Annotated in this window: 22 protein-coding genes and 1 riboswitch; of the genes, 9 read left to right on the top strand and 13 right to left on the bottom strand. The window is 59.4% G+C overall.

Annotation, left to right across the window (positions count from 1 at the left end; genetic code table 11):
• Window positions 1-62: 62 nt before the first annotated feature.
• The 4 genes from ACZCWR_RS08255 to ACZCWR_RS08240 form a co-directional block, all read right to left on the bottom strand.
• On the bottom strand, window positions 63-1,469 hold the full coding sequence (locus tag ACZCWR_RS08255; protein WP_487300291.1) for an AAA family ATPase: 1,407 nt from the start codon (window positions 1,467-1,469) through the stop codon (window positions 63-65).
• Window positions 1,470-2,185: 716 nt separating this feature from the next.
• Window positions 2,186-2,977, bottom strand: coding sequence for a hypothetical protein (locus ACZCWR_RS08250; protein ID WP_487300290.1), 792 nt, complete (start codon window positions 2,975-2,977; stop codon window positions 2,186-2,188).
• A gap of 726 nt (window positions 2,978-3,703) precedes the next feature.
• Window positions 3,704-3,916 carry a hypothetical protein gene (locus tag ACZCWR_RS08245; protein WP_487300289.1) on the bottom strand — a complete coding sequence of 71 codons (213 nt, stop codon included), beginning with the start codon at window positions 3,914-3,916 and terminating at the stop codon, window positions 3,704-3,706.
• A 136-nt stretch (window positions 3,917-4,052) separates the two neighbouring features.
• A complete protein-coding gene (locus ACZCWR_RS08240; protein WP_487300288.1) occupies window positions 4,053-4,337 on the bottom strand; it encodes a hypothetical protein in 285 nt (94 codons plus the stop codon).
• Window positions 4,338-4,497: 160 nt separating this feature from the next.
• On the opposite strand from ACZCWR_RS08240, the gene ACZCWR_RS08235 reads away from it, so the two are divergent.
• Both ACZCWR_RS08235 and ACZCWR_RS08230 read left to right on the top strand, forming a co-directional pair.
• Complete coding sequence (locus ACZCWR_RS08235; protein ID WP_487300287.1) at window positions 4,498-4,845, top strand: hypothetical protein; 348 nt, start codon at window positions 4,498-4,500, stop codon at window positions 4,843-4,845.
• A gap of 31 nt (window positions 4,846-4,876) precedes the next feature.
• Window positions 4,877-5,683: a phosphodiesterase gene (locus ACZCWR_RS08230; protein WP_487300286.1), complete on the top strand. Its 807-nt coding sequence runs from the start codon at window positions 4,877-4,879 to the stop codon at window positions 5,681-5,683.
• Here ACZCWR_RS08230 and ACZCWR_RS08225 read toward each other — a convergent pair.
• The 5 genes from ACZCWR_RS08225 to ACZCWR_RS08205 form a co-directional block, all read right to left on the bottom strand.
• On the bottom strand, window positions 5,680-6,141 hold the full coding sequence (locus ACZCWR_RS08225) for a response regulator (RefSeq protein ID WP_487300285.1): 462 nt from the start codon (window positions 6,139-6,141) through the stop codon (window positions 5,680-5,682). The two genes, ACZCWR_RS08230 and ACZCWR_RS08225, sit on opposite strands and share 4 nt — an antisense overlap.
• Window positions 6,138-6,770, bottom strand: coding sequence for a response regulator (locus tag ACZCWR_RS08220; RefSeq protein ID WP_487300284.1), 633 nt, complete (start codon window positions 6,768-6,770; stop codon window positions 6,138-6,140). Before ACZCWR_RS08220 ends, ACZCWR_RS08225 begins: the two co-directional genes overlap by 4 nt.
• Window positions 6,771-6,885: 115 nt before the next feature.
• Complete coding sequence (locus ACZCWR_RS08215; protein ID WP_487300283.1) at window positions 6,886-7,461, bottom strand: ferritin-like domain-containing protein; 576 nt, start codon at window positions 7,459-7,461, stop codon at window positions 6,886-6,888.
• A 151-nt stretch (window positions 7,462-7,612) separates the two neighbouring features.
• Complete coding sequence (locus ACZCWR_RS08210) at window positions 7,613-7,774, bottom strand: DUF1328 domain-containing protein (RefSeq protein WP_040048814.1); 162 nt, start codon at window positions 7,772-7,774, stop codon at window positions 7,613-7,615.
• A gap of 51 nt (window positions 7,775-7,825) precedes the next feature.
• Window positions 7,826-8,002 carry a DUF1328 domain-containing protein gene (locus ACZCWR_RS08205; RefSeq protein WP_487300282.1) on the bottom strand — a complete coding sequence of 59 codons (177 nt, stop codon included), beginning with the start codon at window positions 8,000-8,002 and terminating at the stop codon, window positions 7,826-7,828.
• A gap of 174 nt (window positions 8,003-8,176) precedes the next feature.
• On the opposite strand from ACZCWR_RS08205, the gene ACZCWR_RS08200 reads away from it, so the two are divergent.
• Both ACZCWR_RS08200 and ACZCWR_RS08195 read left to right on the top strand, forming a co-directional pair.
• Window positions 8,177-9,679 (top strand): sensor histidine kinase, encoded by a 1,503-nt coding sequence (locus tag ACZCWR_RS08200; protein WP_487300281.1) that lies wholly within the window; start codon window positions 8,177-8,179, stop codon window positions 9,677-9,679.
• Between the two features lie 200 nt (window positions 9,680-9,879).
• The gene (locus ACZCWR_RS08195; protein WP_487300280.1) at window positions 9,880-10,014 is read left to right on the top strand and encodes an entericidin A/B family lipoprotein; all 135 of its coding nucleotides are present in this window, start codon (window positions 9,880-9,882) and stop codon (window positions 10,012-10,014) included.
• A gap of 179 nt (window positions 10,015-10,193) precedes the next feature.
• Here the strand turns inward: ACZCWR_RS08195 and ACZCWR_RS08190 are convergent, their stop codons facing one another.
• From ACZCWR_RS08190 to ACZCWR_RS08180, 3 genes are all read right to left on the bottom strand, one after another.
• Entirely contained in the window at window positions 10,194-11,063 is an 870-nt protein-coding gene (locus ACZCWR_RS08190; RefSeq protein WP_487300279.1) for a glycosyltransferase family 25 protein, read from the bottom strand.
• 217 nt (window positions 11,064-11,280) lie between these two features.
• The gene (locus ACZCWR_RS08185) at window positions 11,281-13,341 is read right to left on the bottom strand and encodes a YadA family autotransporter adhesin (RefSeq protein ID WP_487300278.1); all 2,061 of its coding nucleotides are present in this window, start codon (window positions 13,339-13,341) and stop codon (window positions 11,281-11,283) included.
• Window positions 13,342-13,829: 488 nt separating this feature from the next.
• Window positions 13,830-14,768 carry an EamA family transporter gene (locus tag ACZCWR_RS08180; protein WP_487300277.1) on the bottom strand — a complete coding sequence of 313 codons (939 nt, stop codon included), beginning with the start codon at window positions 14,766-14,768 and terminating at the stop codon, window positions 13,830-13,832.
• A 195-nt stretch (window positions 14,769-14,963) separates the two neighbouring features.
• Window positions 14,964-15,101: riboswitch (TPP riboswitch) on the top strand.
• A 135-nt stretch (window positions 15,102-15,236) separates the two neighbouring features.
• Here ACZCWR_RS08180 and thiC point away from each other — a divergent pair.
• The 5 genes from thiC (at window position 15,237) to ACZCWR_RS08155 (ending at window position 20,426) form a co-directional block, all read left to right on the top strand.
• Window positions 15,237-17,168: a phosphomethylpyrimidine synthase ThiC gene (gene thiC / locus ACZCWR_RS08175; protein WP_487303194.1), complete on the top strand. Its 1,932-nt coding sequence runs from the start codon at window positions 15,237-15,239 to the stop codon at window positions 17,166-17,168.
• 217 nt (window positions 17,169-17,385) lie between these two features.
• Window positions 17,386-17,598: a YMGG-like glycine zipper-containing protein gene (locus tag ACZCWR_RS08170; RefSeq protein WP_487303193.1), complete on the top strand. Its 213-nt coding sequence runs from the start codon at window positions 17,386-17,388 to the stop codon at window positions 17,596-17,598.
• A gap of 172 nt (window positions 17,599-17,770) precedes the next feature.
• Complete coding sequence (locus ACZCWR_RS08165) at window positions 17,771-18,355, top strand: hypothetical protein (protein WP_487303192.1); 585 nt, start codon at window positions 17,771-17,773, stop codon at window positions 18,353-18,355.
• Between the two features lie 213 nt (window positions 18,356-18,568).
• Window positions 18,569-18,700: a hypothetical protein gene (locus ACZCWR_RS08160; RefSeq protein WP_487303191.1), complete on the top strand. Its 132-nt coding sequence runs from the start codon at window positions 18,569-18,571 to the stop codon at window positions 18,698-18,700.
• A 124-nt stretch (window positions 18,701-18,824) separates the two neighbouring features.
• Window positions 18,825-20,426 carry an L-lactate permease gene (locus ACZCWR_RS08155; RefSeq protein ID WP_487303190.1) on the top strand — a complete coding sequence of 534 codons (1,602 nt, stop codon included), beginning with the start codon at window positions 18,825-18,827 and terminating at the stop codon, window positions 20,424-20,426.
• Between the two features lie 50 nt (window positions 20,427-20,476).
• On the opposite strand, the gene ACZCWR_RS08150 is transcribed toward ACZCWR_RS08155, so the two are convergent.
• Complete coding sequence (locus ACZCWR_RS08150; RefSeq protein WP_487303189.1) at window positions 20,477-22,141, bottom strand: long-chain-fatty-acid--CoA ligase; 1,665 nt, start codon at window positions 22,139-22,141, stop codon at window positions 20,477-20,479.
• Window positions 22,142-22,172 lie beyond the last annotated feature (31 nt).

Below are 22,172 nucleotides of genomic sequence, written 5' to 3'. Positions count from 1 at the left end.
AGTCTTCATTCCAAACGTGAGCATTGGCCCTTAAGCATGCAGGCTCATCATGTCTTTCAATCCTACGCAAGCCGTACCTCCATCCCGCTACGGCGAGAAATCTGGCGTAACTCCGTCTCGACGATCGTTCTTGCCTCCTCGCTACGCTCGGCGAGCCGCGTGGCGGCAGCAAGAAGTTGGTCGGGATTAGTAGGTTGTCGGAGGAATTGCCCGCGCTCGGCGTAAAACTCATCGAACATTCTCTCGGTCTCGACATCAAACTCCTGCTCGATGCCGAAGATCTCGTCAAGAATCAACCGATAACTCTTACCAGCTCCTGAAGGCAGCGGCCTAATCACCCTTTCTCGCTGCTTGCCGCGTTCTGGCAACCGATATATCCAAGCCTCGTCAACCGAACCCACAACGAAAGGCGAATGCGTTGATACGAATATTTGTGCGTTCGGAAGAAGTTGTTGAACAGCAGGCAATATGCGGCGCTGCCAACGAGGATGTAAATGAACGTCTATCTCGTCGAGGAACAGAAAAATGCGCTGGGAAAAGATATCGATGCTCCTATCTTCCCAAGGAATCGCCTCTAGCCTGATCGTCAGGTCAGCAATCCATGAAACGACGGATTTTAGTCCATCCGGCAAAGCGTCAAAAGGGGTCCGCACGTCGCCAACAACTACCGCAACTGCCAATGGTGATCGAGTCACTCTGAATCGAAGGTCGAGATCACATATATCGCGAACCGCATCGGTAATGCGCATCAGTACCAAATCATAAGCAGCAGCTGCGCTTTCCTCACCTTCCGCCCTTGCCATTGCCGCCATTGCACGATTATTCGCGATCCACTGCACCATAATCTCAGGTCGTGCGGTGAAATCAAACGACAAGGCGCTCTCTAAAGGCGCGATATTGACTTCTGAGATAGCTCCGATAGAAACTTGCGTCAGAGTCCTTTGGCCCGAATACGCGAAAGCTGCAAATGGGAACGTGGCAGCAGACAGGCCGGTCACGTGGTTATATCCCGTATGCAATTGCTTGTAGCTAGGAATATTTGTTATCTCGTTATTAGCAGGGAAATCGGCTCGATCAATAGCGCCATAAATCCCTTGCGACACGTCGTTGTACCATAAAGTGACGGGGCCAAACTCAGAAAGAAATGTATTCTGCTGGTCTGCCTTATCGCCCGCGTTCGGTCGTTGAGCGCCATATTGTCCGTAGGACCTACTGGACTTATAGGAAACGGTACTCGCCGTCGATAAATAGCGCCGCCGTACCAGCCCGGCGCCATGCATCCCATCAAATATTCCGGCCAGTGCGTATAGAAGCGTGCTCTTCCCGCACCCGTTGGGCCCCGTAAAAAGATGAACTTCAGCTTTGTCGCTTTCATTCTGCTTGCTTGGGAAGTCAATTCTGGTGTCGTCGAAGACACCAACGCCCTTCAACACCAGTGACTCGATTCGGAGATCACTAACTTGGTTCATATGTGTGTGTGCCTGACTCAACATTCCGCTGCAAATTGTAACCGTGGTGACTGCTGCGGGATCGATTCGCTGGACCATTCGGCCCTTGTAAGATAGGCCACCCCGACAGGCTGCGGAAACTCGCCCAGATTCTGGCGTCGAAACCTTGAGGGAGGCGAGCACGTCTCTGCCAACTTACTTCGCGGCACTGTATTTATATACTATTCGCGGTGGATTTAGCCACTTTGATGCACCGTGACTCATGCAAATATACTGGTCGTATACACAGTGTATCAGGGCCCGCAATGGCTTTAGGTTGCGGTAGCGTATCGCAAGTCGTCGTTACTGATTAGCGTGCTGCTCGCGTGACGTCTTGGTGGCATTCTGAGTTTGAGTGGGAACAGATTGGCGACACTGCGGCTCACGCAATCAAGGGCTACGAAGCGCTGCCCAATGCCTCAAGCCGTGACGAAGGCTCGGCGAACGCTTTGTATGCATTTTCCCAATTACGATCAGCGCAAATCATGGAACAGTTGGTCCACCCGACTGACAGATGCTTGGCGATCCGAGCGATTACGCAGCGCAGGTACCCGTGTCGAAACGCTCACGCGGGAGATGGCGCGCTAAGCGTGGGTGCATGAAGGCACAAACTTGCCACTCGCCGGCAGCTTGATCATTTGGGCCGATGCGGCCCGCGCTTTACGCCAGGCCAAGTAAGGATACACAGCCGAACAATGTTAATTCGCACCCTTTTGAAGTTGGCTGCTGAGGTCGGAGCGGATGGCTTCAATGAGGCTTTGTTTAGCTGAAGCACTTAAGGCATTAACCGTTGCAGCGCTCGTGGATGCGCTGGGAGGCGTCGCGATTGATGATCCCGGGGTTGGTGTTGGAGTGGGGATAGTCTTCGCCCCATCACCCTTGCCTTTGTCCTGAGCTTTTGATGTCTCTGAACGATTTTCCGAAGACGCAATGTTGGGCAGCGGCAGAATCGTTGCTGGGACAGTTGCCGTATCAGGGCCCACCTTGCCATTGGTAAGTATTAACTCCGCCATTGTTAGCTGTTGCGCAATCAAGAGCATACGTCCCGCAGCCTTGCCGTATGTCACAGCGTCAATGACTCCATTGGCGTACTCATTACACAAGTTCGACAACACAACTCTATAGAGCAAAATACCTTGAGCGGGTTGAGTGACATGGGCCAAAGCAGACGCCACTTGAGAAACAGTTTGCCCCTTAACGCTAGCATCGACACCAGAGGGCGCCGGCGCGGCCGCAGCTAAACTCGCACCAAGATTAGCGCTCACATTTTCTGTCGCATCCGGCGGCGGCTCCATACAGGATCGACCGGTCTTCCCATTTATAAGTACCACGCGCCGATCCGATGTCGTGATTAACGCCGCGGTGGATCCATCTGAGTCGTTGAAACGTTCGACCAAAACCGGGTTTGCTATCCTTTGTTGCTGGAACAGACCACACGCAGGGAAACAACTAATAGAAAGACACAAGAAAAGAAAGATTGGTGCGCGCATGGGGCCACCGATTATAGTTTCCACTTATTAGAACGTAAAGCTTCTACGGTCGATCAACCATTAACCAGAACAAACATTAATTTTCTTCTCGATTGAACTGCATTTTATTTATTCAAAACTAGCAGATCGAAGAGGAGATGCGGTAGTTTGTCTGTCAATCTGTGATCTACCTCACATAACGTAAGTCGCATTGAGAGATGCCAGCCGCCTCAACTTGCCCGCGTTGTCACTGCCGTTCGCCAGTGGAGCACGTACGTCCGTGAATGTCGGCCGGTAGCGCGTGCTAGCGTCAGAAGGAACTAGTAAGACCCGAACGAATGTCTGCTTTTTCGGCTGGTCGACCGTCGCTTTCTCATCGGAATGCGTCGGGCGACGCAAATATCGAAGATTTGTTCGGGCTCGTGCGCCATTGGCCACCCCAAAAGGACTAACATCGCATTCAAGTAGTCACGCGATGGCATCTCATGCGATCGGGACTTCGGAAACGCGCCAATGCCCAGGTGCAAGCCCTCGCGTAGGGTGTGCATTTTTCTGCCAATTTACTGCGCGGCACTGTGTTTATATACAGTATCTCACTGACCGGAACGCCTTGTTTCACCGTAAGACTCATGCCAGTTCACTGTTTGTATATACAGTGCACCAGGACTTAAAATCCGCCGCCGCAAGGCTTGCCGGTTCAAGTCCGGTCCCCGGTACCAGAGCCCCTCGCGAGCAGCGCATCACCCCTCAAACCGCATTCAACAACCGCTCCGCATCCTTCACCGCATCGAACAGCGCCTCGATCGGCGTCTCGCGATCCAGCGGACAAAGATGCTCGATATCGAACGGCAGTGCATCCACGCCGATGAACCGCACCGTCCCGCCGAAGCATTCGCGAATCCGGCCCCGGCGAACCGACGCGATGTAGTGAGGGGTGACATACAGGGCAACTGGCATCATGGCGGCCTCCACGTCGGGATGCTCCGGCTGTCCATGTCTCGCTCGCAGCCGGTGAGGCCAAGTCTAGTCATCCGCGATGCGCGGCATCACCCTCGATTGGCAGGGAAGCGCTCCCCTCATAGCGACGGCGACAAAACTACACCGCATGCCCCAGCACGCGCGCGACGTAATGCCGTCCCCACGCCTCGCCGTGCGCGATCGCCTCGGCGACGGTTTCGAACGGACCGTGGCCGCCGGTCATTTCGCCGGAATCGTCCGCGATCTTCGCGCCGTGCAGCGGCTGGCTGTCGAGCCGCGTCACGCGCACGCGAATGGCGTAGCGCTCCGCCGGCGTCGCGTCCTCCTCGTCCATCACGGGCGGCGCATGCGGCACGGTATGAAGGGAAAGCAGATAATCGCCCACTTCGATCTCTTTCTGCATGACAGTCGCCTCCTCGATACGGCACCCGGCGATTGTGCTACCGCTTCACGCTTCGAAACAAGCGGCGCGATGTTGCCGCCCCCAGGCATGAGAGCATGTTATAAAACCGCGATCCTTTTTCCCCTCGATGCCGCACGGCGTCGACAGACCGGTTCCATCGATGAACAATTGCTCCCGCCTGCTCCTTTCGCTCTCCGTTCCGCTCGTGCTGCTGCAAGGCTGCACTTCCTACTATCGCAACGTCGAAGCCTGCCGGGACAGAGTGCGCGCCGACTACCCCAATGCCGCCAGCGCGCCGCTCAAAATCACGGGTTCGGGTGCGAGTTATCATGGCTCGCGGGTGGTCGTGCGCGGCGAATATCCCGACGCGCCGAAGCCGCCCGCCACGAAGATCGTACAGGCACCGCTCGCCGCCGAATGCACGTTCACCGACAACACGATGTCGGGCTTCCAGTGGCTCACGCCGGCGAAGCTGGCCGAGAAAACGCCGAATACCGACGAAGAATGAGGCGTCAGCGGCACGACAAAGGAGACGGTCCATGCTGCTTGCCCAGATCACCGACCTGCACATCACGCCGCCGGGCACGCTGGCTTACGGCTGCGTCGACACGGCCGCGTTCCTCGCCCGCGCAATCGAGGCGCTGAACGCCTTCACGCCGCGTCCGGACGCCGTGCTCATCACCGGCGATCTCGTGGATGCGGGCGGCATCGAGGAATATCGGCATTTGCGTGCGCTGCTCGACACGCTCGAATTGCCGTGGTGGCCGCTCGTCGGCAATCACGACGACCGTGCGAATCTGCGCGCGGTGTTCGGCGATCGCGCGGAACTCGCGGCACCGGCGAAAGATGATTTCGTGCAATACACGTTCGATGTAGCCAGCGTGCGCGTGATCGCGCTCGACACGCTCGATCCCGGCGCGGGCGGCGGACGTTTGTGCTCAGCGCGCCTCGCGTGGCTGGAAACGCAGCTGATCGACGCGCGCGATGTGCCCGTGATAATCGCCATGCATCATCCGCCGATGTCATGCGGAATCGGCTTCATGGATGGCATCCGCCTCGCGCCCGACGACAGCCGCGCGCTGGACGCGCTCGTGCGGCGTTATCCGAACGTGGAGCGGATCGTCTGCGGGCATGTGCATCGGGCGATCAGCGCGCGATTTGGCGGCACGCTCGTGTGGTGCGCGCCATCGACGGCGCATCAGGTCGCGCTCGCGCTCACGCCCGATTCGAACGATGCCTTCGTGATGGAGCCGCCCGCGTTCGGGCTGCATTTATGGCGCGCGGATACAGGATTGGTCACGCATTGCCGCGCCGTCGACCAAGGCGGCGCACCGCGACCTTTCTAACGACCGGACTGCGCGAAATCCTCAAGCGCATCCAGCACGCGGTCGAATTCCAGCGACTTGTCGAAGAAGCGCGTGACGCCGTACTGGCGGCATCGTTCGCGATAGGTGGACAGCGCATGATTGGTCAGCACCGCGACGAACGCCTTGTGCGCCACGCCCGACGCCTGCATCCACGCGAGCACTTCCATGCCGGAGCCGCGCCGCAGTTGCAGATCGACGATCACGGCATCGAACGCGCGCGACGAGAGATGTCCGATGGCATCGTCCGGCGTATCGGCGCAGGCGCTCACGTGCCACGGATGCAGCGCATCGATGGCTTCGGTAAGACTGCGGCGGATCAGCGGCGAATCCTCGATCAGCAGGACGGCCAAGCGTGCGCGGGACTGGCTGCCCGTATCGCCGCGTGCGGCTCCGTCGTCGGTGATGGTGTGATTGCCCACGCGCGTTGCCCGATTCATTCGATCAACCCGTTCTTGATCGCGTAATACGTGAGGTCGGCGTTGTTCGACAAGCGCATTTTTTCCAGCACGCGCGCGCGATACGTACTGACCGTCTTCACCGACAAATGCAATTCGTCCGCGATTTCCGTCGGAATCTGCCCGCCCGCGAGCTTGCAGAAAATCTGAAACTCGCGCTCGGACAGCATTTCGTGCGGACGTTCCGCCGCGGGCTTGTCCAGCTTGTCGGCGAGCGCATCGGCGACGAACTCCGACAGATAACGATGCCCGCGCGCCACCGTGCGAATGGCACGCACGATTTCCTCGGGCGCGGCGTCCTTGTTGAGATAACCGTTCGCGCCAGCCTTGAGGAGATTTATCGCGTACTGGCTTTCCGGATAACCCGACAAAATCAGCACGCCCTGCTCCGGCCGGATCTGCTTGATGACGCGCAAGGTGTCCACGCCGTTTTTGTCCGGCATGGCGATGTCGAGCAATACGACATCGAACGCCTGCGCGCGCACCAAGGCGATGGTTTCATCGCCGGTAGATGCTTCGCCCGCCACTTCCATGTCCGGCTCGTCCGCCACGAACTGGCGAAAACCGCTGCGCACGATCGCGTGGTCGTCGGCTATCAGGACTCGAATCATTCGCGCCGTGCGCTCCGTGGTGATCGATGAGCGGCCCATTTTACGCACGCCGCGCGCAAAACGATGCGCGGCCCGACCGCACCGCGCATTCGTTCACCGCGCATCGTCATGCGGTTTAGCCGTCGCGGCCTTCGAGCAGGTCGGCCATGTCGTCCGCGTGCTCTTCCTCGACCGCGAGAATGTCTTCGAACAGGCGGCGCGTGGTGACATCCTTATCGCCCAGATAACGGATGATCTCGCGATACGTGTCGATCGCAATGCGCTCGGCGATCAGGTTCTCGCGGATCATCTCGATCAGATTGCCGCCTTCCTTGTACTCGGAGTGCGAGCGCGAGGCCAAGCCTTGCGGCGCGAAATCCGGCTCGCCGCCAAGCTGCACGATGCGCTCGGCCAGCGTATCCGCGTGTTCCTGTTCCTCGTTGGCGTGTTCGAGGAATTCCTGCGCGACGGCTTCCGAGTGGATGCCCTTCGCCATGAAATAGTGACGCTTGTAGCGCAGCACGCAGACGATTTCCGTCGCCAGCGAATCGTTCAGCAGCTTGAGCACGACTTCGCGGTCCGCGCCGTAGCTTGCCGTGACCGGACCTTCATCCATGTGCTGCCGCGCGTCTGCGCGGATCTTTTCCACGTCGATGACGAAAGCGCCCTTGGAATCATTCGGCACGTTTTTTACAGCAGACGATTTGGACATTTGGTTCGCTCCTTCCTTGTGTTGGATTGATTCGTAGGTGCTGATGCTGGTGCGGGGCGCGGGACGTGTCGAAGCAGTGTCCATAGCGCTCTGCTATCCGAACATCAACGACGATGCACGCGCCATGCCCGCTCGGGACACGCGCGTAACGTCACGTCCGGAACACGCCGAGCAGCAGCGTGACGACGAACACCACGAGAAAAATGTAGAAGAGAATCTTGGCGATTTCGGCCGCGCCCGCCGCGATGCCCGTGAAGCCGAACACGGCGGCAATGATCGCGATGACGAAAAACACGGCAGCGTAGTGAAGCATGGTGACCTCCTTCCTGTGTGCGAATGTCGTCGGCGTACGCAACCGTTATCGCTAATCGACCACTTTCTTGGTGACGACGAACCCGAGCACCAGGAACACGACGCAGAGAATCAGGAACAGCACGAAGATGAATTTGGCGATGGCAGCCGCGCCGGCGGCCACGCCCGTGAAGCCGAGCAGCCCGGCAATGATGGCCACGATGGCGAAAAACAAGGCCCACTTGAGCATGGTCGGTCCCCGAAGGTTTGGATGGTGAGGACATCCTAGCGACACGCAGATGCGCGCGCATTCGGGCTGGCTCCTTTTTTGCTGTGGGAATGCACCGACACACGCTTTCAAAACGGCTGCGTTCCACGCGTCACCCGTGCAGGCGGGCGCGCAGCCCAAAAAGACCAACGCATCATGAGCCACGTACCGCGTGCTGCTTTTACCGATCTGCCCGAAGTTACCGGCCAGGACGAACTTTCCCTTCCGCCTGCGGCATCTCCCGGCGCTTTCGCGCGCCGCGCCGCGCGGCTGAACGACTGGATGCGCCGCTATAGCTGGCTCGTCGCGATGACGGTGGCGATCGTCATCACAGTCGGCGGGCTGGTGATTCTGGAGTCGGGGCGCATGCGCATCGCGTCCGAATACGAAACTGCCCTCGAAGCGAAGGACGCCACCGCGCGCCTTTCCGCGCTTGCCGCCGATATGGCCACACTCACCGCCGAACAACGCGCCTTCGCGCTCAAGCCCGACGCTGCGTACAAGGATCGCTTCGAGCAGGCGCGCGCGCGCATGTACCGCACGTTGGCCGCGCTCGATGCCTACTACCGCCGCATCCACGACGTTAACGCGCTCGCGAACTTCGCGCAGATCAGCGCCGCCGCCGACGATGTGATGAAGCAAGGCAAGGCGCGCATCGACGAACTGAGCAAACCCGGCCCCGCCGATCCCGCGTTACGCGCGCTCCCGCCGCCCGACAGCAGCGCGACGCTCGATGCCGCCCTCACCGCGCTGCGCCTGAACGAGGACCAGCGCGCCCAGCACGCACTCGATGCGAGCCGCGCCGATCAGCGCATTTCCACGCTGTGCGTCGGCGCGTTGTGCGCGTTGAACATCGTGCTGTTCGTGCTGTTGTTCCGCAATCTCGGCATTCAGTTGGACAAGCAGGACCGCGTGCAGAAGAAGCTCATCACGCAGCAGGAAGAACTCGACCGGCTGGTGTCCGAACGCACGCGTCAACTCGAAGCGCTCGCGTGGCATTTGCAATCGGTGAGCGAGAACGAGAAGACCGAACTCGCGCGCGAACTGCACGACGAACTCGGTTCCATCCTCACGGCGAGCAAGATGGATGTCGCATGGGTGCGCGGCAAGCTGCGCGAGAGCGATCCGGCGATGGCCGACAAACTTGCGCGCGCGCTCGGCAATCTGGATCAGGGCATCGCGTTGAAGCGGCGCATCATCGAGGATATGCGGCCGACGGTGCTGACCACGTTCGGACTGGTCACGGCGCTGCGTCTGCTCGCCGATGAATCCGCGCAACGCAACGGATGGACCGTCGAATTCGATCTCCCCGACGACGACGTGAAGCTCGGCGAGGCGGTGGAAATCGCGCTGTTCCGCGTCGCGCAGGAAACGCTCACGAACGCCGCGAAGTACGCGATGGCGCACGGCATTCGCGTGGCGCTGACGCTCGATGCGCGCCACGTTTCGCTGCATATCGCCGACGATGGCATCGGCATCGAGCCGGGCGATCTGCGGCGCACGCACACGCATGGGCTGGTCGGCATGCGTCAGCGCGTGCTGGCGCGCGGCGGACGCTTCGAGATCGAACGCGCGGTGCCGCATGGCACGAGCATCCGCGTATCGATGCCGCGCGAGCGCAGCGTGGAGGGTTCGCCGCTCGATGCGCACGCCGTGTAGGACGACGCCGACAGCAAATGCGGAACGCGCCGACAGCAAAACGCGAGCACGCCTACATTCTCGGCGTGAGCGCTTTTTTATGATTGTTTCTACCGGAGCGGTTCGCACGATGCCACATCCGCGCGTGGCCGCCGCACCGATCCATCATCGAACGTGTACCGTGCGTTTCGCGACGCACTTCAACTCCAAGGGGAATCCACATGACTCGAATCATCGCTTTGCTGCTGCTCACCGGCACCGTCGTCCTCACGGGCTGCAGTACCATGGCAGGCGCGGGCCAGGACATTTCGAAGGGCGGCAACGCGCTCACGAACTCGGCGGAAAAGCACGAATAAGGCTTGGCGCGACGGTGGATGCTGTCGCGTTTATTTGTTGCGTTGATGTAGTTCCCTGTCTTGCCGCCACCTTTGCGTGGCGGCATTTTTTTGTTTCTGCATGTGGGATACGCGATCGAGCGCCAGTTCTCCGAGCATGGCGTGCTTCCGAACACAGGCTGACTGATGTTCTGTCTTTTCTATTGATCCCAAGCACGAGAGGTTTCATATAACTTCATACCCAGTTCGTAGTCTGGTGACCGATCGACTTCCGCAATCAAGTTGTTAATCTGCTTCATGTCCAAACGATGATCCCCTGCGAAAAGCAAGCGCCGAATGGCATTAGCGAGCAGCCCTCTTTTCTCGTCAATAGAAGGCTCTGGGAGATCTTCATAGGGAATCGTCGATTCATTTGTCAATTGCGGCGTGGCCAGAAATGGCACTATCAAATTCGCCGTGAGCCGGCCAGTAGCGATCCATTCTCTATACAGGATATCTATCGGCAAATCCGAATTCGCTTCCTCCGCGAAAAGCTGACGCAAAGCTCGCTTTCCTTTCGGCGTGACGATGTAAGATGCAGTGCAATAGGCAAAGATTCCGCGCGCGTCGAGAATGCTAACTCCCTTCAACCAATGGCGCTCCGGGTCTGAAACGTCGCTCCGGACGCGATTCTTCATTTGCGTTTCACTGAGCGCCAGCAAGAATGGCGCTTGTCCATTGAACGATACACAATCCAAAAAGAGTATATCGCAACGGGGATTGTTCTCGACAAAATGGTTCAGCACCGTCTCATTGACGATAGTTGTGAAGTAGCGACTGAGTTCAACGTCGTCCTCCAGAACCAAAAGCAACGAATGCTCATCCGAACTTTCGACTGCCTCAATATGAGATCGCCGGCATGCCCAGACACCATTCTCAGCAGCATTGTCAAAAGGCCCATGAACTCTGCCATCGACGGCAGGGAAACGTTTGATCCAATTTTCGCAATGCAACTCGCGAATTTGACGTTGCATCGAAAATCGACGTTCTTCGCTTCTTTCAAGATTTACAAACACACCGGCAATCTGCATGCTACGAACTCTATCGAAACTACTTTTATCTATCGCCCGACGTGTTGATCACGTCAATGCGCTGCATGAGCAAAAATCGGGGAAAGTCAAATGTTAGTCAAGATTTGCGTTTCATGAAAGTTTAGAGTTGAGAGGCTGAATTGTTCTCACCGATGCAAGTTCACATGCCCTCGACCAAGGACGGGCTCGACTGCCGCCCGTCCTGTGTGCTATCTGCTTACCAGCGATAACCTGCCTGCGCCTTCATCGCAACTGGGCCGCCACTTGCCGAAGAAACGCCCAGGCCGACGTTCAGATTCATCGTAGCCTGGTAAGCCGCGGCAATGCCCACGGCACTCGATGTGCCATAGTTTCCAACGGCCGCACCCACCCATTTTTCTCCGCGATTCAGCACCGGAATGCTCGGAATCGCCAACGTTGATGCTGCCGCCCGATCGCTATAGTGCTTCATCTCGTTCTTTGCACTGGCGATCGACTGATCGGTATAGGCATTTGCACCTGCAATTGCGTTGTCCGTGTATGCATTCGCGCCTGAAACGACCTGATCGGTATAAGCGTTGGCTTCCTTGACCGCACCGTTCAACTGACCCACATTCGCGGCGTCCGTATCTTGAGTGCCTGCCGCGACGTTTGAAATCTGACGCGAATTTCCGGCTGCTCCCACCGAGACAGTATTCGCGCGATCCGCAACCGAGTTAGCCCCGATCGCGACAGCGTTTTCGGCGCTTGCGTTGGCGTTAGCACCGACCGCCAACGAATGCGCACCGCTGGCGGTCGCCGCTTCGGTTTGTTCGCCGTCCGCGGCGAATAGCGGGCTCGAGCCGCCCAGCGATGCACCGACGATCGGCGTGGCACTTACGTGCGAGGTCGCAGCAACCACCGACGGTGCGCTTTCGCTTACGTCGTTTGCACTCGACTGCGAAGGCGCACCGTTGAAGGTTGCCCTTAGGCCACCCTGCATTGCCGTGATGCTCGCGGTGTTTCTTGCCACTTGCGCGCTCACGGCATTTAGTTGCGACATATTGACGGCGTCATTACCGTCGATGCCGTTCGCGACACCAATAATGCGCCGCGAGTAACCCCAGTCGCCGCCGATACTCAAGACGTCATTTTGGCCCCAATCCCTGGAGTTAGCGCCCAGAGCGACCGAATTGACACCGCTCGATTGCGCACCGAAACCCACCGCAAGCGAATTTTTACTGGATGCACGCGAGCTATTGCCGAATGCCGCGCTTTGTTCGCCGTCCGAAATGGTATAACCGCCTGCAGCAATGCTCATCCATCCGGTAGCGTGCGCTTGCGATCCAAACGCCGTTGCGAAATGATCCGTGGCCGTGGCGGCTCCTCCTATCGCAATTGTGCTGAACTCAAGCGACTTCGATTCATTGCCGATTGCAATAGAGGACTGATTCGAGGTTACGGCACTGCTTCCGATTGCAACCTCATTGTCGCCTGAAACATTGATGTAGCGGCCGATTGCAACGGTGCTATCTCCGGTAACCTTAGTTCGGGTACCGATAGCAATAGAGTTAGGACCATTGACGCTTGCATTCCAGCCAGTAGCAACGGCGCCATAACCGAATGCAGACGTGCTCTCACCAATTGCGATGGGCGCATCGGAGTTGCCGGCTTTAGCATGATTGCCGAGCACGGTAGCACCGCCAGAACCGGTTGCCCCGTTGCCAAGCACCAGACTGCTGCCCGAGCCGATGGCTGCGTTTCCGACGACCAAACTTCCGGTGTCCGAACGAGCGGTGGTCCCAAGCGCGATACTGTAGCTGTCAGCGCGTGCTCCTGCCCCGACCACTGTTGCGCCAAAGTCTCCACCAAAAGCGTTGGTTCCGATGGCAACACCATTCAGACTGGCCCGTGCGTTTGCGCCGATGGCCGTTGCATCCGCGTAAGTTGCCTGAGCGTTCAGGCCGATGGCGACTGCATTTTGCCTTGCCCCGCTATTTGCTCCAATTGCAACCCCCGCCAGGTCACCGGAGTAGCCGTCGCCTGTCGAGTTCACGCTCGCCCCATTGCCAATCAAAACGCTATCTTTGACGTTGTTATTCTGATTATCGCCCATCATCGTTGCAGACGTATTCGTGTGATTTCCGTCACCGAACATATTCAAGGTAGATGGGTAACCACCGTCGACCTGGTTATTTCTTCCAGTCGTGGTTCCAGCCGAAGCGGTGACTGTCGCGAAAGCGGCCAAACCAGCCAAGGTTGCCAGAACAACAGGTTTAATGCGAAATTTGGGAGTGTGAAAACTCATATTGATGATCAACCTAAAACTCAAGCTTTTTCTTTGTTTGCGCTGCGATCGGCAATGGAAATTACCGGATGCCACGCGCCCTGTGCGGTTCGTCGATCACAAAATAAAGTACGGCTTAGCTGTTATCAATCACGAGCAGGCGTGAGCTCAATTATTCACCCATTTGCATTAGACGAATTTAACAAGGCCATACCAAAACGCTCGGACGAGCGAATCCCAATTCGAAATTTTTTTGAATTCAAACGATTTCTAATCGACCAGCGATTAAACAGAAAAGAAGACGAAAAACGTCAGCTAAGGGATTATTAAATTGAAATCTTTGAAATCACGCGTTCAGTGTTATGTAGGACAATAGGAAGAAACACGACCATTTGGAGCCAGAGCATTCGTTGAAATGGTGGTAATTTGTTGCGCGCAGTTTATTTCGGGTTTAGTCGATCAAGCAATACACCGACCGATAAAAACTCGATGCATCATTCCTAGGCCATACTCTCAAGTAATCAGGCAAGCCCCCGCCGCATCCGCTCGAACCAGAACGACAACCCGACGCTCATCAAAATAACAACCGTGGCAATCACCGTCCAGCGCGTCACAACCTCGCCGAGCAGCAGCGCACCGAGCATCACCGCGACGACGGGGTTCACATACATGCAACTGCTCGCGATGATCGGGCTCGTATGGCGGATCAAAAATCCATACGCGACGTAAGCCGTCATCGTGCCGATCAGCATGAGATAAAGAAACGATGCCGCCGGCACGAAGCCGATCGCGCCGAGGCGCTCGCCGGAGATCAGCGCGACGGTCGTGGAAATCGATCCGCCCAAACCAATCTGCAACGCAGTCGAGACGAACAAATCGGACGGCAGTTTGAGCCGGCTCGCCAGATGCGCGCCGCCCGCCCAGAAGATCGCGCCGCAGAGAATCGCGAAGCTGCCCGCCGTCGCGCCCGAACTCGAATCCCCGTGATTGAGCAACACGATACCGACCAGCCCCAGCGCCACCGCGACCCATTCGCCCTTTCCCACGCGCCGCCCGGTCAGCGCCGCGATGACGGTCGCGAACAGCGGAACCGTGGCGACCATCACCGCCGCCGTGCCGGTTTCGACCGTGCGCATGCCGAAGGCGAGCATGCCGCTCGACAAGCCAACCAAAAGCGTCCCGACGATGGCCGCATTGCGGACTTCGATCATCGTCGGCCAAACCGGCTTGCGTCGAGCAGCGAAGATAAACAACCCAATGCCCGCAAACAAGTTTCGCATCCCTGACAGCAGCAAAGGCGTAAAAGCCGCAAGCGCCAGATGCACGGCGAGATAGGTCGATCCCCACACGAGATACACGACGGCAAGCGCCAGCGCGATCTGCCCTTTGTGCGAGCGGGGAAAACGGAACGGAAAGCGATTGGGAAAGGCGAACGGCAAACGCGGCGGCAGAGCGGACATGAGTGCGAAAGAATTGCGATCGTGCGGGTGCTGCCTGGTGCGCAAAGCGGCTCTTTGCGCCGGAACCGCGGCCCGGTAAAACGCCGGATTCCGCGTGGCCCGACATTATGCAGTACGCGCTGACGCACCAACGCCATTCGTCGGCACAAATGCGCCGAAGTTGCCAAGACGCCACGCACCGGTGTATGGTGGCGGCTGCTAACGCGGGGGTCCTGCGTTGCACATCGCGGTTTCGTCGGCATCATGACGGACGCTTCGTGCGGCGTGGGTGAGAAATACCCTTTGAACCTGATCTGGATAATGCCAGCGCAGGGAAGCGTTCGAGTCCGGCGGCATCCCTGCTTCATTCACGCCACTTCTCCCGGACCCGACTCTTTCCATCTCGTTCCTCCCTGTTTAGCTCCTGAATCGGCGCGAACGCGTTTTCGCTCGCGCTGGAAAACCGCAGTCCCCACAGGAGATACAGCAATGAATGCCAATCCCAAGTTCCTGTCCGAGAACGCCGTCGTCGATGCCGCCGCCATCGCGCCGCTGCCGAATTCGCGCAAGGTCTACGTCGCCGGTTCCACGCCCGACATTCAGGTGCCGATGCGCGAAATCACGCAGTCCGACACGCCCGATGGCTTCGGCGGCGAGAAGAATCCGCCGGTGTACGTCTACGACACGTCCGGCCCGTACACCGACCCGGATGCGAAGATCGACATTCGTTCGGGACTGCCCGCGCTGCGCGCCGGGTGGATCGAACGACGCGGCGACACGGAAGCACTCGCGGGCCTGTCGAGCGAGTTCGGCCGCGAGCGCGCCGCCGACCCGAAGACGGCCGAACTGCGCTTCCCGGACCTGCATCGTCATCCGCGCCGCGCGTTGCCCGGCAAGAACGTCTCGCAGATGCATTACGCGCGGCAAGGCATCGTCACGCCGGAGATGGAGTACATCGCGATCCGGGAAAATCAGCGCCGCGCGGAATACCTCGAAAGCCTGAGGACGAGCGGCCCGAACGGCGAAAAACTCGCCAAGATGATGGGCCGTCAGCATCCCGGCCAAGCGTTCGGCGCGGCGGCGTTCGGCAAGGACGCGCCCAAGGAAATCACGCCCGAGTTCGTGCGCGAGGAAGTGGCGCGCGGCCGCGCGATCATCCCCGCGAATATCAATCACCCGGAAAGCGAGCCGATGATCATCGGCCGCAATTTCCTCGTGAAGATCAACGCGAACATCGGGAATTCGGCGGTGACGTCTTCCATCGGCGAAGAAGTGGACAAGATGACGTGGGCGATCCGCTGGGGCGGCGACACGGTGATGGACCTGTCCACCGGCAAGCATATTCACGAGACGCGCGAGTGGATCATCCGCAATTCGCCGGTGCCGATCGGCACGGTGCCGATTTATCAGGCGCTCGAAAAGGTGAATGGCAAGGCCGAAGACCTCACGTGGGAAATTTTCCGCGACACGCTCATCGAACAGGCCGAACAGGGCGTGGATTACTTCACGATTCACGCGGGCGTGCGGCTGCAATACGTGCCGCTGACGGCCAACCGCATGACGGGCATCGTGTCGCGCGGCGGGTCGATCATGGCGAAGTGGTGCCTCGCGCATCACAGGGAGAGCTTCATTTACGAGCACTTCGAGGACATCTGCGAAATCATGAAGCAATACGATGTCTCGTTCTCGCTCGGCGATGGCCTGCGTCCCGGCTCGATCTACGATGCCAACGACGAAGCGCAGCTCGGCGAACTCAAGACGCTCGGCGAGCTTACGCAAGTCGCGTGGAAGCACGATGTGCAGGTGATGATCGAAGGCCCCGGCCATGTGCCGATGCAGCTCATCAAGGAGAACATGGACCTGCAACTGGAATGGTGCGACGAAGCGCCCTTCTACACGCTTGGGCCGTTGACGACCGATATCGCGCCGGGCTACGACCACATCACCTCGGGCATCGGTGCGGCGATGATCGGCTGGTTCGGCACCGCCATGCTGTGTTACGTCACGCCGAAGGAACATCTCGGCTTGCCGAACAAGGACGATGTGAAGGAAGGCATCATCACGTACAAGCTGGCGGCGCATGCGGCGGATCTGGCGAAGGGGCATCCGGGCGCGCAAGTGCGGGACAACGCGTTGTCGAAGGCGCGCTTCGAATTCCGCTGGGAAGACCAATTCAACCTCGGCCTCGATCCCGACAAGGCGCGCGAATTCCACGACGAAACTTTGCCGAAGGATTCCGCCAAGGTTGCTCACTTCTGCTCGATGTGCGGCCCGCATTTCTGCTCGATGAAGATCACGCAGGACGTGCGCGACTTCGCGGCGAAACAAGGCCTGAGCGAGAACGAAGCGCTCGCGCATGGCATGGAGACAAAAGCGATCGAATTCGTGAAGAAAGGCGCGGAGATTTATCAGCCGACTTGACGTGTGTTTTGACGCTTATCTGGTGATAGGCAACGGCCTGCTTCGGCAGGCCGTTTTCGTTGTGAAATGCTTGCCGCGACGCACAAGCGATTTCCGAACAATCGGGCACTTTTCCTGCTGGTGAAGGCATCGAAACGGCACAAAACCTGGACGCGCTGGCTCGCAAACCGCGTGGTCGAAGGCAGCCGGTTCACTTCGTCACTGCATGGAGATCGATATGAAAAACATCAAACAGATCGGCTTCGCAGCCTTGATGGCCGCGTTGCTTGGAGGGCTGACAGCGTGTGGAGGCATGGACACGCGCTCGCGCGATACCGCGGTCGGCGCGGGTGTGGGTGCGGCGGGTGGCGCGATCATCGGCGGGAGCGCGCTTTCGACGCTCGGCGGCGCGGCGGTGGGCGGCGTCATCGGCAATCAGGTGGGTAAGTAAATCCTCTTTGGCGCGGGTCCGTGTTTCAGGCTTGAACCATCACGGCCCGCTTTAAAACTTTGTCACACAACGTCAGGCGCGCGCCATCGTCGTTCGAGTAAGCTGCTCTTAACGGGCCCATTCGTATCGATCATCGACAACTGAGAGCCCGGCAGTCATCAAGGAGCAGGTCATGAAATCCGGGCGTGTTTTCATCGGTCCAAAGGCTGCGCTTGCCGCGCTCGCCGCCGGGCTGCTTCTCGGCGGGTGTTACTACCCATACGGCTATTCGGCCTATCCGCCTTATCCCGGCTACGGGTCGCCGACCGTGCCGATCGAATATACCCAGCGTGAGTTCACGTTGCCGCCGGGGGCCACGGGTGCGTCTGGCACCGCAGTGGCGTCCGCGCCTGCATCGGGCACGGCGGAATACTTCGCGGATTACTACTCGACGCCGGCCTACGACACGTACGCGTACGCTGGTTATCCCTATGCCTATCCGTATGCCTATCCCTATCCGTACGCGGGTTATCCGGGGTACTACGGATATGGCTATCCGGCGGTTTCCATCGGCTTCGGCTACTGGGGCGGCGGAGGCTGCTGCTGGGGCCACGGATGGCATGGCGGATATTACGGCGGGTATCACGGATATCACGGCGGTTATGGCGGCGGCGGCTACGGCGGATACCACAGCGGCGGCGGATGGCACGGCGGTGGATCGAGCTGGGGCGGTGGTGGCGGATGGCACGGCGGCGGTGGTGGCGGGCACTATCGCTAGGTTGCGCGGATCAATCTGACCGTTCTGACAGCCGGACGTAACATTGCTGAAACACTATTCGCCGATTCGGGCGAACCATCGCGGCGGTACGCATTCGTGCGCCCCGCCACTTTCCTTTTCCGACAAGCCACTGGCGTTCAGCGACGCCCGAATGGCACGCTTCTGGCTATAGCCCTTCCCCATTGCCCGCGTTCAACTTTGGGGACTCCGAACATGATGGCCTTGATGCTTTTCGCGCTGTGGATGCTCGCCTCCCTCGCGCTGCTGGGCGTCTGGGTGTTTCGCCGCTCGCCGCCGATCATCGATGACCGGTCCGCCCCGCCCGCGTCGGCCGTCGAAAGCTGAAACTTGACTGACGCGATTCCTCCCCTATTCTTGATGTGCGCGTTATGCGAGTGCTTAAGCACATCGCTCGCCCTTACATGGGATCGGTACCAGCCCGCACATCAAACGCATATGAGGAGACCCGATGTTCCATCAGTTGCTCACGCCCATTTCCAATTCTCTGGCGCTCTCGTTCATCGTCGCGGCGCTGCCCATTCTGCTTGTGCTCGTGCTGCTCGGATGGGCGCGACGTCCTGCGTGGCAGGCCTCGCTCGCGGGGCTGGTGCTCGCGTTGATCATCGCCGTGGCGGGATGGCATTTCCCGGTCGGGCTCGCGCTCGATTCGATCGCGGCGGGCGCGGTGTTCGCGCTCTGGCCGGTCATGTGGATCGTCTTCGCCGCGATCCTGCTGTACAACATCTCGCAGCGCTCGGGCCGCTTTGAAGCCTTCCGCCTGTGGATGGTCGATAACCTGCCGAACGACCGGCGCATCGTGCTGGTGGTGATCGGCTTTTCGTTCGGCGCGCTGCTCGAAGGTATCTCGGGCTTCGGCACGCCGATCGCCATCACCAGTTCGCTGCTGATCATGCTCGGCTTTCCGACGCTCGAAGCGCTCACCTTCACGCTCATCTTCAACACCGCGCCCGTGGCGTTCGGCGCGCTCGGCGTGCCGATCACCGTGCTCGGCGCGGTCACGCACTTACCCACCGATGCCCTCGCGAAAATGGTCGGCCGCCAGTTGCCGCTGTTCGCGTTCTTCCTGCCGTTCTACGTGATCGGCGTCTACGCGGGCTTCAGGAACATGCTGCGCGTATGGCCGGTGCTGCTCGTCTCGGGCGGCGCGTTCGCCGTGACGCAGTACGTGACGTCGAACTACATCAGCTACGCGCTCACGGATGTGCTGTCCTCGCTCGTCTCGCTCATTCTGACCATCGCGTTTCTGCGCGTGTGGAAGCCGGTGGCCGACGAGCGTTTCGCCGTCAACGTGGACCGGCTGGCGCAGACGCGCGCGACGCTTTCGGCGGGACAAGGCTGGCTGCCGTGGATCGTCGTGTCGGTGGTGGTGATCGTGTGGACGGTCGCGAAAATTTTCCTGATCGGCGATGTCAAGCTCGCGTGGCCGGGTCTGGACAAGGCGGTCTTCATCACGCTGTACAACCAGCCGTACGGCGCGATCTGGGACTTCCAGCCGCTCGCCACCGGCACCGCGATTCTGGTCGCGGCGATCATCACGTCGCTGGCCGTGAAGCTGCCCGCGCGCGAGTTCGGCGCGGCCATCGCCGATACGTGGGTGCAGACGCGCATCGCCATTTTGACGGTGGCGACCATCGTCGGCATGGCGTATCTGATGAACTACTCGGGCATGAACTACACGCTGGGTCTGGGCGTGGCGTCAGTTGGGCCGTTGTTTCCGCTGGTGTCGGCGTTTCTCGGCTGGGTCGCGGTGTTTCTCTCGGGCAGCGATACGTCGGGCAACGCGCTCTTCGGTAACCTTCAGGTGGTCGCGGCGCATCAACTCAATCTGAATCCTGTGCTGATGGCGGCGACCAATTCGTCGGGCGGCGTGATGGGCAAAATGATCTCGCCGCAGAACATTTCCACTGGCGTGGCGACGACCGAACTCAAAGGCAAGGAAGGGTTGGTCTTCGCGCGCACGTTCAAGCATTCGATACTGCTGACGGTTCTGCTCGGGGTGCTAGTGTGGTTGCAGCAGAATGTGTTGACTTGGATGATTCCGCCGCATTGAGTCGTCGAAAGCCCGGTCATTGCGCCGGGCTTTTTAGCCCTCCCGCCCCATCACCCCCGCAACTCCCGCCGCAAAATCTTCCCGATATTGCTCTTAGGCAACGCATCCCTGAACTCGACCACCTTCGGCCGCTTATACCCCGTGAGCCGTTCCCGGCACCACTCGAACAGATCGGCATCGGCCAGAGCAAGGTCGCGCCGAACCACGACGATCTTCACCGCCTCGCCAGAGTGCCGGTCGGGCATGCCGACCGCCGCGACTTCGAACACGCCCGGATGCTGCGCCACCACATCCTCGATTTCGTTCGGATAGACGTTGAAGCCCGACACGAGAATCATGTCCTTCTTGCGATCGACGATCTTCACCAGCCCGCTTTCGCTCATCACGGCGATATCGCCCGACTTGAAGAAGCCGTCGGCGGTCATCACCTTGTCCGTCTCGTCGGGGCGCATCCAGTAACCGGACATCAACTGCGGGCCGCGAATGCAGAGTTCGCCGGCTTGACCTTGGGCGACTTCGTTGCCGTCGTCATCGCGGATCGATATTTCGGTGGATGGCAACGGCAATCCGATCGCGCCGCTGTACGCCGTGGTCAAAGGCGAGTTGCACGTCACGCACGCCGAAGTTTCCGTGAGCCCATAACCTTCGATAATCGGCACGCCCGTCCTGTCGAACCAGCGTGTCGCAACCGCTTCCTGAACCGCCATGCCGCCGCCCACGACCGCGAAAAGCTGAGAGAAGTCGAGCTTGCCGAAGTCGGGATGGTCCAGCATCGCGTTGTAGAGCGTGTTCACAGCGGGGAACAGCGTGATGCGATAGCCGCGCAGCGTCTTGATCATGCCCGCCATGTCGCGCGGATTCGGAATCAGCACGCTCTGGCCGCCGGTCAGGACCGTGAGCAAGCCGCACACGGTGAGCGCGAACACGTGATAGAGCGGCAATGCGGCAACCGTCGTGAATTGCGTGACATCGGGACGCCGCGCGCGCGCCGGTTCCAGCCACGCCTGCGTCTGCAAGAGATTGGCGATCACGTTGCGATGGAGCAACGTCGCGCCCTTGGAAACGCCGGTCGTGCCGCCCGTGTACTGAAGGAACGCGATGTCGTCCGGGCCCGGCTTCGTGCGTGCGAACGGCAGCCGCGCGCCTTCGCGCAGCACCGCGTTGAACGTCGTATGTCCCGGCAGATGCCACGCGGGCACCATCTTTTTCACGCGCCGGACCATGAAGTTCACGAGCGGGCCTTTCATGCCGAGCAGGTCGCCCATCGACGCCATCACGATATGTTTGATCGCCGTGTTATGCACGACCGCCTGCAACGTCACCGCGAAGTTCTCCAGCAGGACGATGGCCTCCGCGCCGCTGTCCTTGAGCTGATGCTCCAGCTCGCGCGGCGTATAAAGCGGATTCACGTTCACGACGACATACCCCGCGCGCAGAATCGCCGCCAGCGCGACCGGATATTGCAGGACGTTGGGCATCATGATGGCGACCCGCGCGCCGCGCGCGAGACCCTTCGATTGCAGCCACGCGGCGAGCCGCTGCGAGAGCGTGTCCAGTTGCGCGTAGCTGATCGACTTGCCCATGCAGGCGAACGCCGGTTTCGAACCATGCTGGCGAAAGCTCTCCTCGAACAGTTCGCCGAGCGACGCAAAACGCGTCACGTCGATGTCGGCCGGCACGCCGGGCGGATACGATTTGAGCCAATCTTTATTCATGTTGTCTTAGTTATTCGAGACTTGAGTTCTT

This window comes from Caballeronia sp. A2-2, from assembly GCF_057612605.2.
This window is presented reverse-complemented; position numbering and strand designations above follow the sequence as displayed.

What these genes read in the sequence shown, in the direction of transcription:
- ACZCWR_RS08235 (WP_487300287.1), top strand. Translation starts at nt 4,498, where the DNA reads ATGAACAATTGCTCCCGCCTGCTCCTTTCGCTCTCCGTTCCGCTCGTG.
- ACZCWR_RS08165 (WP_487303192.1), top strand. Translation starts at nt 17,771, where the DNA reads ATGAAATCCGGGCGTGTTTTCATCGGTCCAAAGGCTGCGCTTGCCGCG.
- ACZCWR_RS08245 (WP_487300289.1), bottom strand. Translation starts at nt 3,916, where the DNA reads ATGATGCCAGTTGCCCTGTATGTCACCCCTCACTACATCGCGTCGGTT.
- ACZCWR_RS08160 (WP_487303191.1), top strand. Translation starts at nt 18,569, where the DNA reads ATGATGGCCTTGATGCTTTTCGCGCTGTGGATGCTCGCCTCCCTCGCG.
- ACZCWR_RS08190 (WP_487300279.1), bottom strand. Translation starts at nt 11,063, where the DNA reads ATGCAGATTGCCGGTGTGTTTGTAAATCTTGAAAGAAGCGAAGAACGT.
- ACZCWR_RS08230 (WP_487300286.1), top strand. Translation starts at nt 4,877, where the DNA reads ATGCTGCTTGCCCAGATCACCGACCTGCACATCACGCCGCCGGGCACG.
- ACZCWR_RS08220 (WP_487300284.1), bottom strand. Translation starts at nt 6,770, where the DNA reads ATGATTCGAGTCCTGATAGCCGACGACCACGCGATCGTGCGCAGCGGT.
- ACZCWR_RS08250 (WP_487300290.1), bottom strand. Translation starts at nt 2,977, where the DNA reads ATGCGCGCACCAATCTTTCTTTTCTTGTGTCTTTCTATTAGTTGTTTC.
- ACZCWR_RS08205 (WP_487300282.1), bottom strand. Translation starts at nt 8,002, where the DNA reads ATGCTCAAGTGGGCCTTGTTTTTCGCCATCGTGGCCATCATTGCCGGG.
- ACZCWR_RS08225 (WP_487300285.1), bottom strand. Translation starts at nt 6,141, where the DNA reads ATGAATCGGGCAACGCGCGTGGGCAATCACACCATCACCGACGACGGA.
- ACZCWR_RS08195 (WP_487300280.1), top strand. Translation starts at nt 9,880, where the DNA reads ATGACTCGAATCATCGCTTTGCTGCTGCTCACCGGCACCGTCGTCCTC.
- ACZCWR_RS08240 (WP_487300288.1), bottom strand. Translation starts at nt 4,337, where the DNA reads ATGCAGAAAGAGATCGAAGTGGGCGATTATCTGCTTTCCCTTCATACC.
- ACZCWR_RS08180 (WP_487300277.1), bottom strand. Translation starts at nt 14,768, where the DNA reads ATGTCCGCTCTGCCGCCGCGTTTGCCGTTCGCCTTTCCCAATCGCTTT.
- ACZCWR_RS08155 (WP_487303190.1), top strand. Translation starts at nt 18,825, where the DNA reads ATGTTCCATCAGTTGCTCACGCCCATTTCCAATTCTCTGGCGCTCTCG.
- ACZCWR_RS08215 (WP_487300283.1), bottom strand. Translation starts at nt 7,461, where the DNA reads ATGTCCAAATCGTCTGCTGTAAAAAACGTGCCGAATGATTCCAAGGGC.
- ACZCWR_RS08170 (WP_487303193.1), top strand. Translation starts at nt 17,386, where the DNA reads ATGAAAAACATCAAACAGATCGGCTTCGCAGCCTTGATGGCCGCGTTG.
- ACZCWR_RS08200 (WP_487300281.1), top strand. Translation starts at nt 8,177, where the DNA reads ATGAGCCACGTACCGCGTGCTGCTTTTACCGATCTGCCCGAAGTTACC.
- thiC (WP_487303194.1), top strand. Translation starts at nt 15,237, where the DNA reads ATGAATGCCAATCCCAAGTTCCTGTCCGAGAACGCCGTCGTCGATGCC.
- ACZCWR_RS08150 (WP_487303189.1), bottom strand. Translation starts at nt 22,141, where the DNA reads ATGAATAAAGATTGGCTCAAATCGTATCCGCCCGGCGTGCCGGCCGAC.
- ACZCWR_RS08210 (WP_040048814.1), bottom strand. Translation starts at nt 7,774, where the DNA reads ATGCTTCACTACGCTGCCGTGTTTTTCGTCATCGCGATCATTGCCGCC.
- ACZCWR_RS08255 (WP_487300291.1), bottom strand. Translation starts at nt 1,469, where the DNA reads ATGAACCAAGTTAGTGATCTCCGAATCGAGTCACTGGTGTTGAAGGGC.